Raw genomic sequence first — 17,547 nt, forward strand, 5'->3', positions numbered from 1 at the left:
ATCGCCACTTACATCATCAAACAGCGATCGCATTCTCTAAAAATCTGCGATCGCCACTAATCCCATCACCCTAGGATTGCTATATGTTGACTTCAATTTTTTCTGGTCTTTCTCCTGCTCTTGATGCATCTATTTCCGCTTCGTTAAATGATGCGATTCAATCTGTGTATGGCTTTTTGTCGGATTTTGCGGAGCGAGAGGATTTTTGTGTGCGACCAATGGGTAAGTCGTAATTTTTCGCCGTTGGCTGATTTGAAACTTTTGTCTAGCTCAGATATCTCAGTGCGTGCATAAACTGACTATCCTTCACAGAATAAGAAAATATGGCTTCGATATCTCGGTGTGTGCATAAACTGACTACTCTTCACAGAATAAAAAATTACGAGTTCTGAAATACGAATTCTGTAATTGGTCACATTAAAAATATGGAAACAAATCACAGGCATTTTTTGCCTTATTTGTTATCGGCTTTGCTTTGGCTTTTTTGACGTTTTAGCTTAATTATTTGAAACAATAGGGACACATATCATGTTGAATTCAATTTTTGCCGAGCTTGCTCCTGCTCTTGATGCTTCTACTTCAGCTTCGTTGACTGCGGCGATCGCATCTGTGTATGGTTTCTTGACAGATTTTGCGAAGCGGGAGGACTTTTTTGATAAGAGTGAGTTTGTGTTTGGCAAAACGTTGGATCGCGGTGTGTTGGGTGCTTTGCGCGACCAATGGATTGCTGGTGATTTCTCGAAGTTGCCTGATTTGAAGTTGTTATCTGCTTCGGATTTACAAGGGGCTAATGCGGCTTTTGCTAGTTCCGCTGGGGAGATCTATCTGTCTACAGGATTCTTGTCTCAATATGTGGGTGATCCACAGGTTTTGGCGGCGGTGTTGTTGGAGGAGGTTGGGCATTCTGTCGATTGGAAGGTGAATGCTGTGGATACTGTTGGGGATGAAGGAGCAATCTTTGCATCGACAGTTTTGGGTCAAAATTTAGATCTTTCTACTTTGGCTTCACTGAAGCAAGAAGATGATTCTAAGGTTTTAAACTTGGGTGGTTCTCCCATATTTGTTGAACAGTCAATTGGCACGAAAACTTATTCAAGTGGAATCGATTTTGGCCGTTATACTTTTCAGGCTAAGACATCTGACTATATAGACAAGTTTTTTGGAAAACAGATCCAGAACTCTTATGAATATAGCTCTGAAGACAATTTGGTTTTCAAGACAGGATATTCTGGCATTGAAAAAACTTTCTTTGACGAAGGAGGATTGAAGGCTGGAATAGATTTAAATGGAGGATCATTTAGTGCAGGCTTTAAAGCATATGCAGGTCTAAATTTAGGAGAAATAGATTTTGATCTGCCATTACAAGCTCTTTTGACCGCGAGTGATTCTGGGAAAAAACTTCAGTTTAACTTTACAACTATTTTTGATGCAAAGCTTAATTATACTATTCCTTCAGCCTATGCAGTCCTAGATGCCGTTTTTAACTACAATATTGGTTCGCTAACTGCATCTGCGAGTATTGCTGGAGTGGGTGTAGAACAGACTATTTTTGGAGGTTTCTCTGGAAGCTTTTTGCACAGAATGGTTAACATAAATACATTGAATAATCCTGTAATACAAGTGAATTTGTTGCCAGGACAAGTTGATTTTTTATCTCCTTCAGTTAGTGTTAATACAATTTCTCTATTTGGAGGGTTGGCAACTTTTAAAGCAAGTGCGCTTCCTAACTTTAACTTTAGCTTACAAAACTCATCCACAGAAGACCAGTTTTCTATCAAGCTTAGCAATCAAAGACCTCCCGATCCTGAAGATCTTCTTCCTGGTCAGCCTAATCCTGATCCATCTCTTCCAGATGAACTAGCTAGTCTTACCCTGAACTTTGATAAGCTTTTAGCAAAAATACCGCAGCTATCATTTCTTGCCCAAGATATAAAAGCTGGACCATTTGATTTTGGATACAGGCTGCTGCCGATAGAACTGATTAGTACAGTTAGCGGGATTTATGAACTTGAGTTAGGAATTAGAAACACTGAACCCAAAATAACTGGTGGTGAATTTTTGGATGTTGCCACACCATACTCTGAGCTTGATGAATTACTTGCCAAGGATCTAGACAATGATTCCAAGATGGATGTTACATTTGAACTGAATCCAGATATTTTCTTTAAGCCCAACTTTGCATTAGATTTAGAAACAAAGTTTAACGTAGATATTGGGAGGGTTAATGCAAAAGTAAACTTTGGTAGTACCATCTTCAGCAATCCTATACTGAAGAATATCAGTGCAAGTATTAACCTGATTGATCTGCCTGAAATCGTTATTGATGGATTGAGTCGTCGCATTGATATTCTCGACGCGTTGGGCATTCCCAAGTTGGATTTCAGCATCCCTTTTAATGATCTGTACGCAAAATTCAACAATGGTGCATCTCCAACATTTAATAAGATTTCTGTCGAGATCCCATTTAATGCCATTTATCCAAATGTAGGAACTGCTGGAGATGATATTCTTGACTTGCCTGAATCTGCGGGTGATGAGAATCTATATGGTGAAGCTGGTAATGACATCCTTTACGGAAATTCATTCAAGAATAGAATCATGGGTGCTGAGGACAACGACACCATTTATGCTGGTGCTGGTGACGACAAGCTTTATGGTCAGCAAGGTACAGATTATCTCTATGGTGAAGATGGAAATGATCTTTTAGATGGAGGTAATGAAGATAATGCTAAGGACTATCTCTATGGCGGTGCGGGTGATGACATCTTAAGCGGCTGGGGTGGTGATGACGATCTTCGTGGTGAGAGTGGCAATGATATACTTTGGGGCTTTACAGGACAAGACACCCTTTATGGTGGTACTGGTGATGATAAGCTCTATGGTCAGCATGATACGGATTATCTCTATGGTGAAGATGGAAATGATCTCTTAGATGGAGGTAAGGAAGATAATGCTAAGGACTATCTCTACGGCGGTACAGGTAATGACACTCTAAATGGTTGGGGTGGTGATGACGAACTTTATGGTGGTGATGGCAACGACCTGATCACTGGTGATGCAGGTGATGACATTGTTTCTGGCGATAATGGCGATGACATCATTCAAGGTAATGATGGCAATGACACCATCAGTGGAGGTAACGACAACGACCTAATTTATGGTGGTGATGGCAATGACCTGATCACTGGTGATGCAGGTGATGACATTATTTCTGGCGATAATGGTGATGACAATATTCAAGGTAATGATGGCAACGACACTATTAGTGGCGGTAACGGCAATGACATTATCTCTGGTGGAGCTGGCAACGACTTCATTACTGGTGATGTAGGTAATGACTTTATTACTGGCGATAATGGTGCTGATACTATCTATGGGGGTTTAGGTAATGATCAAATTTATGGTGGCAATGGAAATGACTTCCTTGTAGGTGATGCAGGAGATGATTTGCTCAGTGGTGGTAGAGGTGTTGACACTATCAGCTATCAATACTCCCCCAGTGGAGTCGTTGTTAACATTAACGAAAGCACCGACTATAGCCACGATCGCATACTGCGTTATAACCAATCAATCAACGATCAGAATCCTGACAGTTATTACATCGATCTGGAATCAGACTTTGATATCAACGCAGGTAAAGCCTACGACGGATTTGGCAATACCGACACCTTGCGAAATATCGAGAACATCATCGGCACTCCCTTTAATGACATTCTCATTGGCAACGAGAAGAACAACCTCATCCAAGCCTTAGCTGGTGATGACCTAATCGTTGGTGGTGCTGGTAACGACAACCTCGATGGTGGTATTGGCATTGACACCGTTAGCTATCGCTACGATCCTGATGGCGTAACCGTTAACCTCGAAACAGGTAGAGCCACCGATGGATGGAACGACAACGATCTTCTATTCAATATTGAGAACATTGTTGGCTCTGAATATGACGACAGCCTGACAGGTGATCTTAACGCGAACACTATTACTGGTGGCGATGGCAATGACTCCATTAATGGCGGCGGCGGTGACGACAAACTCTATGGCGAGTTTGGAAATGACACAATTATTGGTGGACTTGGCAAAGACATCATCTATGGCAACCAAGGTACAGATACCATTTGGGGTGATTTAGAAAGCAACCCCGATGCAGGAGATGCTGACTACATCCGAGGAGGTGATGGTGATGATGACATCCATGCAGGTGGTGGCGATGACATTGTGTTTGGTGACAGTGGCTATGGCAACGACAATATCTGGGGAGATGCTGGTAACGACATCCTTCACGGAGGTGCAGGATATGATTTCATCAGTGGCGGCACTGGCAATGACACCATCTTTGGCGAAACTGAAGACGACACTATTTATGGTGATGCTGGTATTGATACCATCCAAGGCAATGAAGGAAACGACTTCATCAGTGGCGGTGATGACAACGACATCATCCAAGGTAATGAAGGAAACGATGAGATCTATGGTGATGCGGGTTCTGACACCATCAATGGCAATGCAGGTCGAGACTTCATCAGTGGCGGCATTGGCAACGACACCATCTTTGGGAACGAAGGCAGAGACACCATCTATGCTGATGCAGGGATTGACATCATTCAAGGTAATGAAGGACGCGACTTCATTAGTGGCGGTGATGATGGTGACTTCATTCAAGGTAATGAAGGCAACGATGAAATCTACGGCGATGCAGGTGATGACACCATCAATGGTAACGACGGCAACGACTTCATCAATGGCGGTAGCGATGCCGACATAATCTTTGGTGATGCAGGCAACGATGAAATTTATGGCGATGCAGGCACTGACAACATCCAAGGCAACGAAGGTGATGACTTCATCAGTGGCGGTAATGACAACGATCGCATTTCTGGTGGCGATGGCAACGATTACATCACAGGTGATACGGGTGATGATGTAATCGCAGGTGACGCAGGTGATGATGAGATTTACGGCAACTCTGGACTCGACATTATCAGTGGCGGTGCTGGTAATGACTGGATTAGCAGTGGTGATGACAACGACACCATCTTTGGCAACGAAGGCAATGATGACCTTTATGGTGACAACGGCAACGACACAATCTCAGGTGATGAAGGCAACGACTTCATCAGTGGTGGCAACGGTAACGACCTAATTTCTGGCGGTATTGGCGACGATCGGATTGTCGGTGATGCGGGTGATGATGTAATCGCAGGTGACGCAGGTGATGACGAGATTTACGGCAACTCTGGAGATGACACCATCCTCAGTGGCACTGGTGATGACCTGATCAGTGGCGGTAGTGGCAACGACATCATCAATGGCAACGAAGGCGCTGATGAGATTTATGGCGATAGTGGCAACGACACCATCTATGGCGATGATGGCAACGACTTTATCAGTGGCGGTAATGGTAACGACCTAATTTGGGGCGGCATTGGTGATGATGTAATAGTTGGTGATGCTGGTGATGACACAATCCAAGGCGATGCTGGTGATGATGACATCCAAGGCAATGCTGGCAAAGACATCATCAGTGGCAATGCTGGTAATGACCTCATTTCTGGTGGTGAAGATAACGACACCATTTCTGGTGGTGATGGCAATGACTTGATTTTTGGCGATGCTGGCGACGACACCATCACAGGCGATGCAGGCGATGACGAGATCTATGGCGGATCTGGCAATGACGATATCCAAGGCGGTACTGGCAATGACTGGATTAGCGGCGGTCATGGGAACGACACCATTCAAGGCAACGAAGGCGATGACAATATCTTTGGAGAAGATGGCAGCGACAATATCTTTGGGAATGAAGGTAACGACATCATTTCTGGCGGTGATGACAACGACACCATTTCTGGTGGTGATGATAATGACATCATTTCTGGCGATCTCGGCGACGATAATATCTTTGGTGATGCAGGTGATGACGATCTCCAAGGCAATTCTGGTAACGACACCATCAAGGGCGGTACTGGCAATGACCTCATCGATGGCGGTTGCGGTAACGATACACTCTCTGGCAATGAAGGCGATGACATCATCTTTGGTCAAGATGGTCGTGACAATATCTTTGGCAATGAAGGTAACGACACTATTTATGGTGGAGAAGATAACGACACCATTTCTGGTGGTGATGGCAATGACATCATCGCTGGTGAGGATGGTAATGACACTATCTTTGGTGATGCAGGTGATGACAATCTCCAAGGCAATTCAGGTAACGACACCATCAAGGGTGGTACTGGGAATGACCTAATCGATGGCGGTTGTGGCAACGACAACCTTTCTGGCAACGAAGGCGATGACACTATCTTTGGTGAAAATGGCAGCGACACCATCTTTGGGAATGAAGGTAACGACATCATTTCTGGTGGAGAAGATAACGACACCATTTCTGGTGGTGATGGCAATGACATTATCGCTGGCGATCGCGGCAACGATAATATCTTTGGTGATGCAGGTGACGACAATCTCCAAGGCAATTCAGGTAACGACACGATCAAGGGTGGTACTGGGAATGACCTAATCGATGGCGGTTGTGGCAACGACAACCTTTCTGGCAACGAAGGCGATGACTCCATCTTTGGTGAAAATGGTCGCGACATTATCTTTGGTAACGAAGGTAACGACATCATTTCTGGTGGTGACGACAACGACACCATTTCTGGTGGTGATGATAATGACATCATTACTGGCGATCGCGGCGACGATAATATCTTTGGTGATGCAGGTGACGACAATCTCCAAGGCAATTCAGGTAACGACACGATCAAGGGTGGTACTGGGAATGACCTGATCGATGGCGGTTGTGGCAACGACACCCTTTCTGGCAACGAAGGCGATGACTCCATCTTTGGTGAAAATGGTCGCGACATTATCTTTGGTAACGAAGGTAACGACACTATCTCTGGTGGTAATGACAACGACACCCTTTCTGGCGGTGATGGTTATGACAGCATTTATGGAGACGAAGGAAATGACACCATCTTTGGTGATGCAGGTGAAGACAATCTCCAAGGTAATTCTGGTAACGACACGATCAAGGGCGGTACTGGCGATGACCTGATCGATGGCGGTTGTGGCAATGACACCCTATTTGGCAACGAAGGTGATGACACCATCTTTGGTGAAAATGGACATGATGAAATTGCAGGCAATGCTGGTGATGACTTTATCGCAGGCGGTAATGGTGACGATCGCCTATCAGGTGGTGATGGCGAAGACTTCATCACAGGTGATGATGGTAATGACTTCATCGCAGGTGATGATGGCGATGATGAACTCTATGGAAGTGAGGGGCATGACACCATTTACGGTGGTAATGGCAATGACAAACTCATTGGTGGTGTTGATTGCGATCATCTTGATGGTGGAAGGGGTAGTGACATCGCCTCATATCACGATGCAACTTCCGCAGTTGCCGTCAGTATCCAAGATGGCTATGGTTGGTTAGGTGATGCCGATGGCGATACCCTCACCAATATTGAGAATCTCGAAGGTTCACAGTTTGATGATTTCTTGAAAGGAGATCGCTTTGATAACACCCTGATCGGCTTAGCAGGAGATGACACCCTGATTGGCTTAGCAGGAGATGACATTCTCATTGGTGGTGCTGGTGCTGACATTCTCAATGGAGGCAAAGGCAATGATACTGCTTCTTACCGTAATGCATCTTCCGCCGTTGCTGTGAGCCTCCAACTTAGCAGCCAAAATCCTAGCTTTATCACGCTCGGTGATGCGATCGATGACATTTTCCAAAGTATCGAAAATCTCGAAGGTTCTCAATTTAATGACACCTTAGAAGGAGATAAATTCAACAACAATCTCATTGGTTTAGAGGGCAATGATTCTCTTGATGGATTGGCTGGAGATGACCTTCTTATTGGAGGTAATGGCGATGACCTGCTCAATGGTGGTGATGGATATGATCATCTTCACGGTGATGCGGGGAACGACTATTTAGATGGAGGTACTGGCGATGACGAGCTAAGCGGCGGGCTTGGTAATGACAATCTCTTTGGCGCGATCGGTAATGATTGTCTAACAGGTGATGATGGTAATGACTATCTCGATGGCGGTGATGGTAACGACTATCTCAATGGCAATGCTGGTAATGACATTCTCAATGGTGGTAATGATGATGACTACCTATGGGGTGATATTGGTGACGATCGCCTAGATGGTGGCTCTGGCAACAACTCCCTTTATGGTGAAGATGGCAATGATCTTCTCATTGCAGGTGCAGGTGATGACAGTTTAGGTGGAGGTCTTGGTGATGATCAACTCTTCGCAGGTGCTGGCAACGATAGTCTATTTGGAGGACTTGGCAATGACATTCTCAATGGCGAGGATGGCAATGATTATCTCAATGGCGAAGATGGTAATGACTATCTACTAGGAGGACTTGGTGATGATCATTTAGATGGTGGTTATGGTGACGATCGCTTAGATGCTGGAGATGGAAATAATGAGCTTTATGGAGAGGATGGTAATGACATTCTCAATGCTGGCTCAGGTGATGACATCTTGGATGGCGGTACTGGTGATGATCAACTTCTCGCAGGTGCTGGTAATGACAATCTATTTGGTGGTGACGGTAATGATAACCTCTGGGGTTATGCAGGCAACGATCGCTTAGATGGTGGTGCAGGTAATGACAACCTCTGGGGCGGTGAAGGTAATGATTACCTGACTGGTAACGCTGGAAATGATTTGCTAGTTGGAGACCTCGGCAATGACACCCTCTTGGGTGGCAAAGGCGACGATATCCTCTACGGCGGACTTGGGAATGACATCCTTTTTGGCGGTCAAGGTCGAGATACCTTTGCTGTAGCTGTAGGTAGTGGTGCTGATATCATCAAAGACTTTGCGATCGCTCAAGATTTTCTAGGATTAACGGCTGGGCTGGACTTTACTCAACTTACGATTCAACAAGGCATTGGCAATCAACAGAAAGATACTCTAATTAGCTTAACTAACGGCGAATTGCTGGCGACCCTAACAGGTATCCAAGCCAATTCTCTAGGAATCTCTAACTTTAAGAGTATCTAAGGCAAAATCAGTTCGTGACAAATTGACCTTTTTAAACAGTAAAAACCTTGTATTACAAGGCTTTTACTGTTTAATTTTTTGTTTTTTTGAGTGTAATTAACGGACAAATTTAAGTTTTTCGGTATTTGAGACAAGGAAATCTGTAAATAAACTCATAATTGTGCGATCGCGAATTTTGATATTTGCCGTTAGTGACATTCCCGACTGCAAATTAATTCTGCGTCCATTAGTCTCTAGGAATTGTTTCTCAAGCTGCACCTTTGCAGGAAATCGATAGGTCGGATTGGTTTGGTCAGGTGGTAAAGCATCAGAACCAATCGAGATTAATTTCCCCTTCACATCACCAAACTCAGTAAAAGGGAAAGAGTCAATTCTGACATCTACAGCCATTCCTTCTTTGACAAATCCAATGTCTTGATTGCTAATAAATACTTTCACTACGAGGAGATCGTCAGGCACAATTTTTAACACTACTTCTCCAGCATTGGGGTTAGCAACATAGCCAAGCCCTGCTTTCAGTTCAAATACTGTACCTGATGCAGGGGCAAGGAGTTCTTGGTTTTTTAGTAATACTTCTGCTTGTTTAATTTGACCTTCTACTTCTGCAAGTCTCTTGGTATTGTCCACCAAGGCTTTAGTAAATTGACTATCGATTTCAGCAATGCGTTTTGTATTGTCGGCAATTTGGCTAGTCAACTCTTTGCGGGTAATGTCAAAGGTATTATTCAGTCGGGCTTGTCCCTCCGCGATCGCAGCCTGAATCCTCATCTCCTCCCGTGCTAACTGCCGAATTTCTGACTCCGTAGCGATTACCTGTTGTTGTTGTTTGAGGTATTGAACACGGGAGATTGCTCCTTCTTTAACGGCAATTTCTAGATCATTCAGAATTTTGGTATCAATCGCCAAGGCATTTGCTCTGCTGGCGCGATTAATTCGTGTTTGATTTAATTGTTCGAGTGACTGATTAATATTCGCCTCAGCCGCTTGCGATCGCGAGCCTAGTTCTGCCCTTGACGCAATCAGCCGATCCTGTTGATCACCTGTCAGATTTGCGCCACCACCATTGACTTGCATTCGATATAGTTGCATTTCCGTCATTAATGCTTCACGATTTCGAGCTAGGGCAAAAAATTCCACAGGGACAACACTCACTTTTGCTCCATCAATTTCTGCGGCTTTGCCATTGATAACTTCTCGATAAAACTGGCTTTCCTGCTGGAGATTTTTGCGGAGTTTTTGCAAGGATTCAAGCTGAGACTTCGCTACAGTTGCATCAATCCGCAATAATACTTCGCCTTCCTTGACTTTCTGTCCATCTTTGATTAATACCTCCTTAAGTAGACCATTAGCAGGAATACGCACTTCCTTAACTGCTCCCTGTGGTTCGAGTTTGCCCTGAGCAGGAATTGATTCTTCGATTTTCGCTACTGAAGCCCAAATAATTGCCACCGATACCGAGCCAACTAATGTCCATAAAATCGCAGGAATCCATTTAGGTGACTGGCTCAAGGCTAAGGGTTGATCGAAATTGCTTTTTTTTGCGATCGCCGTCGCAGGTTGCTCCAGACCATCATTAGAGACTAAATCTTCGGGATTGATCTTTGTTAATTTTGGAGTTGGTTGATTGCCGTTATTATTTGTCATGATCTTTTTACCTTTAATTTTATCGTTAGTCTCAATGCGCTCAAATCCAGAAGTGAGTGGTGGCGCAGAGCGCCACCACTCACTTCTGGGGTTTAAGAATCGCCTGCTGCTTCTTGTTGACGATATAGACAGAAATAGCGATCTTGCAAAGCCATTAATTCCATGTGAGTTCCTTGTTCGGCTACCCTTCCTTTATCCATCAGCAAAATCAAGTCAGCACTATGAATCGTAGCAAGGCGATGGGTGATAAAGAAAACCGTGCGTCCGCGAAACTCCTCAGCAAGATTTAAACAGACCTGACGCTCAGTATTGTAGTCTAGGGCGCTAGTCGCCTCATCAAGAATCAGTAATTGCGGTTTTTGCAAAATGGTACGAGCGATCGCAATCCTTTGTCTTTGTCCACCAGAAAGAGAAGCCCCGCGCTCACCTACCCGTGACTCATAACCTTGCGGCAGTTGCATGATGAAATCATGAGCACAAGCGGTTTGCGCCGCCGCTACAATCTCATCGGGAGTGGCATCAGGATTGGTTAAAGCAATATTTTGCTGCACCGTCCCATCAAACAGCAGCGTATCTTGCAAAACTACTCCTATTTGCCTTCGCAAGGAATAAAGCTCCACTTTGCCAATGTCATAATCATCGATAAAAATTCTTCCTGCTTCAGGTTCATACAACCGCGACATTAACTTTGTCAGAGTACTTTTACCTGCGCCACTAGTTCCGACAACGCCGACAAATTGACCATTAGGAACATCTAAATTGACGTTATTTAGCTGCAAGGGGCCATTGGGATTAAAACGGAAATTGACATTCTCATAGCGAACTGCGCCTTTAATAGCGGGCATAGGAATATTGCGACGACCTGCTTCTTCTTGTTCTTGAGGATGATTAATAATATCGCTGAGTCGTTCTAGTGAGAGGGCTGTTTCTTGGAAGTTTTGCCAAAGTTGAATCAGACGTAAAAGCGGTGATGTCGTATAACCCGCAATGATCCGAAACGCGATTAGCTGTCCCAAAGACAGCTTGCCATCGAGCACTAAAAAAGCACCAACCCATAGCAGTAACAGGTTAGAGAACTGATTTAAAAACTGACTCATAGAACCCGCAGTTGTGGAAGTTACTACGGTCTTAAATCCATCGGAAACATAGCGAGCATAACGACGTTGCCATTCCCATCGCGACTGCAACTCGATACTTTGCGCCTTAACAGTCTGAATGCCTGAAACAACTTCCACTAAATAGGACTGAGTTGCGGCATTGCGTTCGGCTTTACTGCGAAGCTGTGCCCTGACGATCGGCGCAACGATAAAGGTCAGTAATCCAAACAATGGCACGGTTCCCAATGCTACCAGAGTCAACAGCCAGCTATAGCAAATCATCACCACGATATAAACTACAGAAAATACTGCGTCAAGGACTACGGTGAGGGCTGTTCCTGTCAAAAACTGACGAATATTTTCTAGTTCTCCAATGCGGCTAGATAGTTCTCCCACCGATCGCTTCTCAAAATATCGCAGGGGCAATCTGACCAGATGGTCAATTGTTTCTGAACCTAAAGTTAAGTCAATACGATTAGTTGTATTCACAAATAAATAGGTTCTTAGGGCGCTAATCAGAGCTTCAAAAAAGGCGATCGTTAAGAGTAGAATACCTAAAATATTTAAGGATGCTGGCAAGTTTTGATTAATCACCTTGTCAATAATCACCTGTGTGATCAGGGGATTAGCCAGTCCTAACAACTGCACAAAGAAAGATGCGACTAAAACTGTAATTAAGGAGCTGCGATAGCGCTTGAGGGATGGCAAAAACCAAGACAGTCCAAATTTTTGTTGGGGAGTATCCTTGGTCGGCTGAATGATTAAAATCTGTCCCGATTCGCCCCAAAGCTCCGCAAATTGAGCAGTTTTCTTAATGACTATTCCCTGTTCAGGAATACCTAATACCTGCTCGCGATCGCTAGTTTTGTAAAGCACCGCAAAGGTATCTTGCCAAGGTAATAACGCTGGTGTAGGAACCTGACTAATGGCACTAGCAGGAATCGTTACCAACAGTCCATTTAGTCCCATTAGTTCGGCGATCGTGCCGCATAGCTGCAAAGAGATACTTTGAGAGCGATCGTATTGATTGGCGATCGCCCGTTTGATCACATGGCGATTAAACGGCATACTCCAATATTTCGCTAGCATCTCAAAACAAGCCACTGACGCATCAAGGGGGCCGCGCCCATAAATATAAGGATAGTCTTGGGTTTTGCGATCGCTGCGATCGCTAACAGTCGGCAAATCAGGAGCATAAGGAATATCAAAGGCGGTGGGATGGGGTGGCAACTCTGTCACTACTTCAGCAGTTACAGAGAAATCATCGCGCAAGCCTATCAAGCGGAGATAGCTAGCCTCTGGAATTTCAAAGACAGTGCGATTTGGATCAACTCTTGTACCAAAGGGGATTGCTATATTTTGCCCGCCGCTAACTAGCCATACAAAATCAGGATCAAGAGGCGGGATTGAATTTTTCCCCGCAGGTAAAGTTAGCACTCGTGCATCTTGCCAAGCATTGCGAGCCTGCTGCGTAAAATCTTTAGGAGACTGAGCACGACGATCCATCTCGATCGCAAATAGATCAAATACTTCTGCTGAAGAAACTTGAGAGCTAAAAGCATTCTTAAAAGTAGGATAGCGATCGCAAAGCTGCCAAAAATCAGTTGCGTCTAGAGACAAAAAAGTACTTTCAACAGAGGCGATCGCCGTTTCGCAGGGCAAGTCACGGATCAAACTCGCCCATCCGATTACCATCCCAGGCTTGATGGTCTCTAGGGTCGTAGGAGATGTTGTTTTCGGCACTTGGGCTAGTAGCCTTGCTTGACCTTCCCATAAAAACAAAACTTGGGATGGCATGGTTTCACGACGCAAGATTATCTGCCCCATCCGATAGCGCAAAGGCTGAAGGCGATCGCTCAGTTCTTTCACAATCAAGTGATCAAGATTTTTTAATAAGGGAATACGATCAATGAGGTCTTGAATAGCATTAGTGTTGGTAAACATGTGATTTAATTCAATGATCTTAAAAAGAGAAATAAAGAGAAAAACAAGAGAGCTTAACAATGATCAAAACTTTTTCTGCAAAGTTTGTTCTTGCAAAAGTTCCTCAAAAAGTTGGTTGAGTAGGAGCTGCGTAGTTTGATCATCAAACTGAGCGGGCATAAACTTTTCTAGTCGTAAAATTACGAACCATTCTTCTAATGGAAAAGGTGAATGTATTTGCTGGGGAATGCTATGTCTCAATTTTTCAATGAGCGCTGAAGGGAGTTTATTGAGCAATAGAGGTCCAATCATGCCACCTGTTTGAGCTTCTACACCCTGAGAATATTGAGATGCAACCTCTGCGAAAGTCTGTTCGCCATCTTGAATCCGAAAGAATAATTCTTGTAAAAGCTCAGGATTTTTGTGGCGAATCAGCGAATAGATAACACGATCTAGGCTAGTTCTACGATTTAAAAATGTTGATTCGAGACGATTGCCCCAAGTCTGCTGCTTAAATTTTTCGATTTTAAACTCGCGTAGAGCGATCTCCTTAAGTTGTAGGTCAGTAAGACTATAAGCTTGACAATAATTTTGTATAGCTTCTTGTGAAATTAACTTGTAGCGCTGCTGAAATTGTTGCAAAGCAAGATTAATTTCTTCTGGCGCAATGGTAATGGAGGCAATCACGCGATCGATCGCTAGTTCTCGTTTAAAACTTGGCAACAAGCGATAGGTCGCTAAAAGCTCCCAAAAATTTCCTTCCTCAATTTTGAAATTATCAATTGTCAAGTAACCCACCATAATTTTGAGAGAAAATTATCACAATTCCAGCCAGCTATGCTGTAGTACTTTGCACATGAGAGTCTACTTGAATTCCTTCGGGGAGAAGGTAGTGGCTACAGAAATTCTCAAATTGAGCGCAAAGCGTTATAAATTCTTTATTTTTGCCGTAGAGTGAAATCTAAGTTTTACTCTTCATTACTGTATTTATAGAATGAAAATAACATTAAATTATATATATTTCAGGACAAGTGAATCTTGATTAACTCTAAGTACTTGTGCAAAATAAATTACACAAACCCGTAAAGTTGAGACCCTGCGGTGCTCAACTTTACGGGTTTGGATATGTAATTAATTATGCCTATAGCAATCCTAAATGGTTTGAGAGAGTGCGCCCCTTCGGGGCTCACTCTCTCAAACCATTTAATCTCACAAATAAAATAGGATTGCTATAGCTACTTAAATTATGACTAGCTACTGATAAGTAATTCAAATTATGAAACCAATTTGGGTTTGTCCAGATCCTGAAGCGTTGGACAAACCCAAATTGGCTTTTTAAAAGCTATCCGTAAGCGGACTTTCAAAAAACCAATTTTAAAAATGAGAATTGCTGAACTCTATAGTTTGCTTCTATATAGTTAAGTGATATTGTGTAGGTGTTCGTTCAGTAAGTAGTAAACGAGAGGGATTTGTTTGACTCAGTCAATTAATCTACCCAAGCTAGACGACTTTTTGCAAGAGCTTGCAACGATACAACAGCAAGGCTCAAAGCGAATTGCGTTTTTAGGTTCCCGCCATGTGCCATTAACTCATCAACTGCTGATCGAACTGCTCAGCTATGCCTTGGCTCTGTCTGGCAACAGTATTATTACCTCTGGAGCAACAGGTACAAATTTTGCTGCAATTCGGGGTGCTCTGCGAGCTGACCCAAACTTGTTGACCGTAATTTTGCCTCAAAGTCTTGATAGACAGCCCTATGAATCTCGTGAGCAGCTAGAAAATGTGATTCATTTAATTGAGCATGGCGAAAATGACACGCTATCTTTAGCTGAAGCAAGTAGTAGATGCAACCAAGAAATTATCTCCAAGTGTCAGCAACTAATTTGCTTTGCGTTTCATGGTAGTGAGACTTTATTGCAAACTTGTCAGGATGCTGAAGAGCAACGCAAGGTTGTAACTCTATTTTATTTTGATTAGTTGTATTAAGTAGTAGGGTGCGTTAGCGCAGCGTAACGCACTGTAAAAATTAGAGAGTGCGTTACGCTGTGCTAACGCACCCTACGGTAAATCTAAAATATATAAAAAAGCGTCTAGCGTTTTTTATATTCTGTTGATTGAATTGTTTATAAATGAAGATTATGAGTAAGACAATTAAAGGCAAAGTATTTGTCTTGGATGACAATATTGATACTGACCAAATTATTCCTGCGGAATATCTCACGCTTGTACCGTCAAAGCCTGATGAGTACGAGAAGCTTGGTAGCTATGCAATGATCGGACTCCCCGATCGCTATGATCGCTTTATTCCTGAAGGTGAAAGCAAAACGATCTATTCGATTATTATCGCGGGTGAAAATTTTGGTTGTGGCTCTTCCAGAGAACATGCCCCGATCGCACTTGGAGCAGCAGGATTAGATGCCGTAGTTGCTCAGTCCTATGCCAGAATTTTCTTCCGTAACTGTACGGCAACGGGTGAGTTATATCCTTGGGAATCAGTTGATTGTTTGGTTGATCGCTTCAAAACTGGGGAAGAAGCAACCATTGATTTTGATAACAATCAAATTATTAATGAGACGACTGGCGAAACCTTTGCGCTGAAGTCCCTTGGCGATGTGCGACCTGTTATTGATGCTGGCGGGTTATTTGATTATGCTCGTCTAACTGGCATGATTCCTACTCGTGTGTAAAATTTATGTCATATCACATTCGTATTCATGATCGCCAAAACGATAAGCTCTATGAAGCTGATATCCAAGGCGATCGCTATATTCTCGAATCTTTAGAACTGCAAGGCATCGATTTACCTTTTTCTTGCCTAAATGGTGCTTGTACAGCTTGTGCAATGCGAGTCAAATCAGGAAAAATTGATCAGCATGAGGTAATTGGTTTATCCAAAACATTACAGGATGAGGGATATGCGTTGATTTGTTCGAGCTATGCCCAGTCAGACTTAGATCTAGAAACCCAAGATGAGGATGAAGTCTATAAGTTGCAGTTCGGTAACTTTTTTGCCAAACGCAAGCGCCACTGGTTTCAGTTTGGTATTCCCATTGATCATGACTAAATTGTTTAAAGGGCGCAAAGCGCCCTTTAAACTTTGAATTATGCCGCACAGCCTATGAACTCTAAAGCAGGAAAAGAAAACGCAATCGCTAAATCGCCACCGCGTTTATTTATTTTGGTTGTGCTATTAGTTGCTTTTTTAGTGATTGCGAATATGGCGATCGCTTTTACGCAGCCCAAGGAAAAAGTAAATGGTGAGCTATGGATTATTAATCGAGTTGTCAGCGGACAAACGGTAGAAGCATCTGTGGTGAGTAATCCCAATATGACTGTACAACGAGTGAGATTATTAGGGATCAGTGCGCCACTCAAAGAGCAGTCTCCTTGGGGAGATCGCGCTCGTCAGCGTTTGTCGGATCTCATTAAAGAGCAGAAAGTAATTTTAGAGTTTGATGTTAAGCAAAAAGATAACTCTGATCGATTGCTTGCTTATATTTGGAAAGATAATTTATTAGTTAATCAATATTTGGTGTCAGAGGGACTAGCGATCGCTGATTCCTATTCGCCCAATGTAAAGTACGACGCAAGAATTAGTCGCGCCCAATCTAAAGCGAGATTGCAAGAAATAGGGATTTGGGACACACAAAACCCATTGCGTCTTAGTCCTAGAGATTTTCGTCGCCAGTTAAGTAATTAACTTTAATCCTAAAAATGGGTTTTGAGATAATTTCCTGAAGCGAGCATTATCTCAAAACTCAATTTAATATCGCAAATAGATCAGGATTGCTATCAGCAATTCTCATTATGAAACTGATTTTGGTGTTTCCAGCGCCAAAGG

At 43.3% G+C, this 17,547-nt stretch carries 9 protein-coding genes; 6 read left to right on the forward strand and 3 right to left on the reverse strand.

The window, feature by feature from the left end:
* Nucleotides 1–83 precede the first annotated feature (83 nt).
* Complete coding sequence (locus CQ839_RS25265) at nucleotides 84–233, forward strand: hypothetical protein (RefSeq protein WP_181016270.1); 150 nt, start codon at nucleotides 84–86, stop codon at nucleotides 231–233.
* Between the two features lie 295 nt (nucleotides 234–528).
* Nucleotides 529–9,042, forward strand: coding sequence for a hypothetical protein (locus tag CQ839_RS20275; protein WP_103670111.1), 8,514 nt, complete (start codon nucleotides 529–531; stop codon nucleotides 9,040–9,042).
* Nucleotides 9,043–9,138: 96 nt separating this feature from the next.
* Here CQ839_RS20275 and CQ839_RS20280 read toward each other — a convergent pair whose 3' ends face one another.
* The 3 genes from CQ839_RS20280 to CQ839_RS20290 all read right to left on the reverse strand — a co-directional run bounded on the left by CQ839_RS20280 (nucleotide 9,139) and on the right by CQ839_RS20290 (nucleotide 14,504).
* The gene (locus tag CQ839_RS20280; RefSeq protein ID WP_103670112.1) at nucleotides 9,139–10,686 is read right to left on the reverse strand and encodes an HlyD family efflux transporter periplasmic adaptor subunit; all 1,548 of its coding nucleotides are present in this window, start codon (nucleotides 10,684–10,686) and stop codon (nucleotides 9,139–9,141) included.
* A 92-nt stretch (nucleotides 10,687–10,778) separates the two neighbouring features.
* Complete coding sequence (locus CQ839_RS20285) at nucleotides 10,779–13,727, reverse strand: peptidase domain-containing ABC transporter (RefSeq protein WP_103670148.1); 2,949 nt, start codon at nucleotides 13,725–13,727, stop codon at nucleotides 10,779–10,781.
* Nucleotides 13,728–13,790: 63 nt separating this feature from the next.
* Nucleotides 13,791–14,504 carry a peptidylprolyl isomerase gene (locus tag CQ839_RS20290; protein WP_258040812.1) on the reverse strand — a complete coding sequence of 238 codons (714 nt, stop codon included), beginning with the start codon at nucleotides 14,502–14,504 and terminating at the stop codon, nucleotides 13,791–13,793.
* Nucleotides 14,505–15,179: 675 nt separating this feature from the next.
* Here CQ839_RS20290 and CQ839_RS20295 point away from each other — a divergent pair.
* The 4 genes from CQ839_RS20295 (at nucleotide 15,180) to CQ839_RS20310 (ending at nucleotide 17,406) form a co-directional block, all read left to right on the forward strand.
* Nucleotides 15,180–15,683, forward strand: coding sequence for a DNA recombination-mediator protein A (locus tag CQ839_RS20295; RefSeq protein WP_103670114.1), 504 nt, complete (start codon nucleotides 15,180–15,182; stop codon nucleotides 15,681–15,683).
* Between the two features lie 161 nt (nucleotides 15,684–15,844).
* Entirely contained in the window at nucleotides 15,845–16,393 is a 549-nt protein-coding gene (locus CQ839_RS20300) for a 3-isopropylmalate dehydratase (protein WP_103670149.1), read from the forward strand.
* Nucleotides 16,394–16,398: 5 nt separating this feature from the next.
* Nucleotides 16,399–16,770 (forward strand): 2Fe-2S iron-sulfur cluster-binding protein, encoded by a 372-nt coding sequence (locus CQ839_RS20305; protein ID WP_103670115.1) that lies wholly within the window; start codon nucleotides 16,399–16,401, stop codon nucleotides 16,768–16,770.
* A gap of 54 nt (nucleotides 16,771–16,824) precedes the next feature.
* Complete coding sequence (locus tag CQ839_RS20310; protein WP_103670116.1) at nucleotides 16,825–17,406, forward strand: thermonuclease family protein; 582 nt, start codon at nucleotides 16,825–16,827, stop codon at nucleotides 17,404–17,406.
* Nucleotides 17,407–17,547 lie beyond the last annotated feature (141 nt).

The sequence above is a fragment of the Pseudanabaena sp. BC1403 genome (genome assembly GCF_002914585.1).
In the GTDB taxonomy this organism is placed as follows: domain Bacteria; phylum Cyanobacteriota; class Cyanobacteriia; order Pseudanabaenales; family Pseudanabaenaceae; genus Pseudanabaena.

Coding starts and splice junctions, on each gene's coding strand:
- CQ839_RS25265 (WP_181016270.1), top strand. CDS start 84: ATGTTGACTTCAATTTTTTCTGGTCTTTCTCCTGCTCTTGATGCATCT.
- CQ839_RS20275 (WP_103670111.1), top strand. CDS start 529: ATGTTGAATTCAATTTTTGCCGAGCTTGCTCCTGCTCTTGATGCTTCT.
- CQ839_RS20280 (WP_103670112.1), bottom strand. CDS start 10,686: ATGACAAATAATAACGGCAATCAACCAACTCCAAAATTAACAAAGATC.
- CQ839_RS20285 (WP_103670148.1), bottom strand. CDS start 13,727: ATGTTTACCAACACTAATGCTATTCAAGACCTCATTGATCGTATTCCC.
- CQ839_RS20300 (WP_103670149.1), top strand. CDS start 15,845: ATGAGTAAGACAATTAAAGGCAAAGTATTTGTCTTGGATGACAATATT.
- CQ839_RS20305 (WP_103670115.1), top strand. CDS start 16,399: ATGTCATATCACATTCGTATTCATGATCGCCAAAACGATAAGCTCTAT.
- CQ839_RS20310 (WP_103670116.1), top strand. CDS start 16,825: ATGAACTCTAAAGCAGGAAAAGAAAACGCAATCGCTAAATCGCCACCG.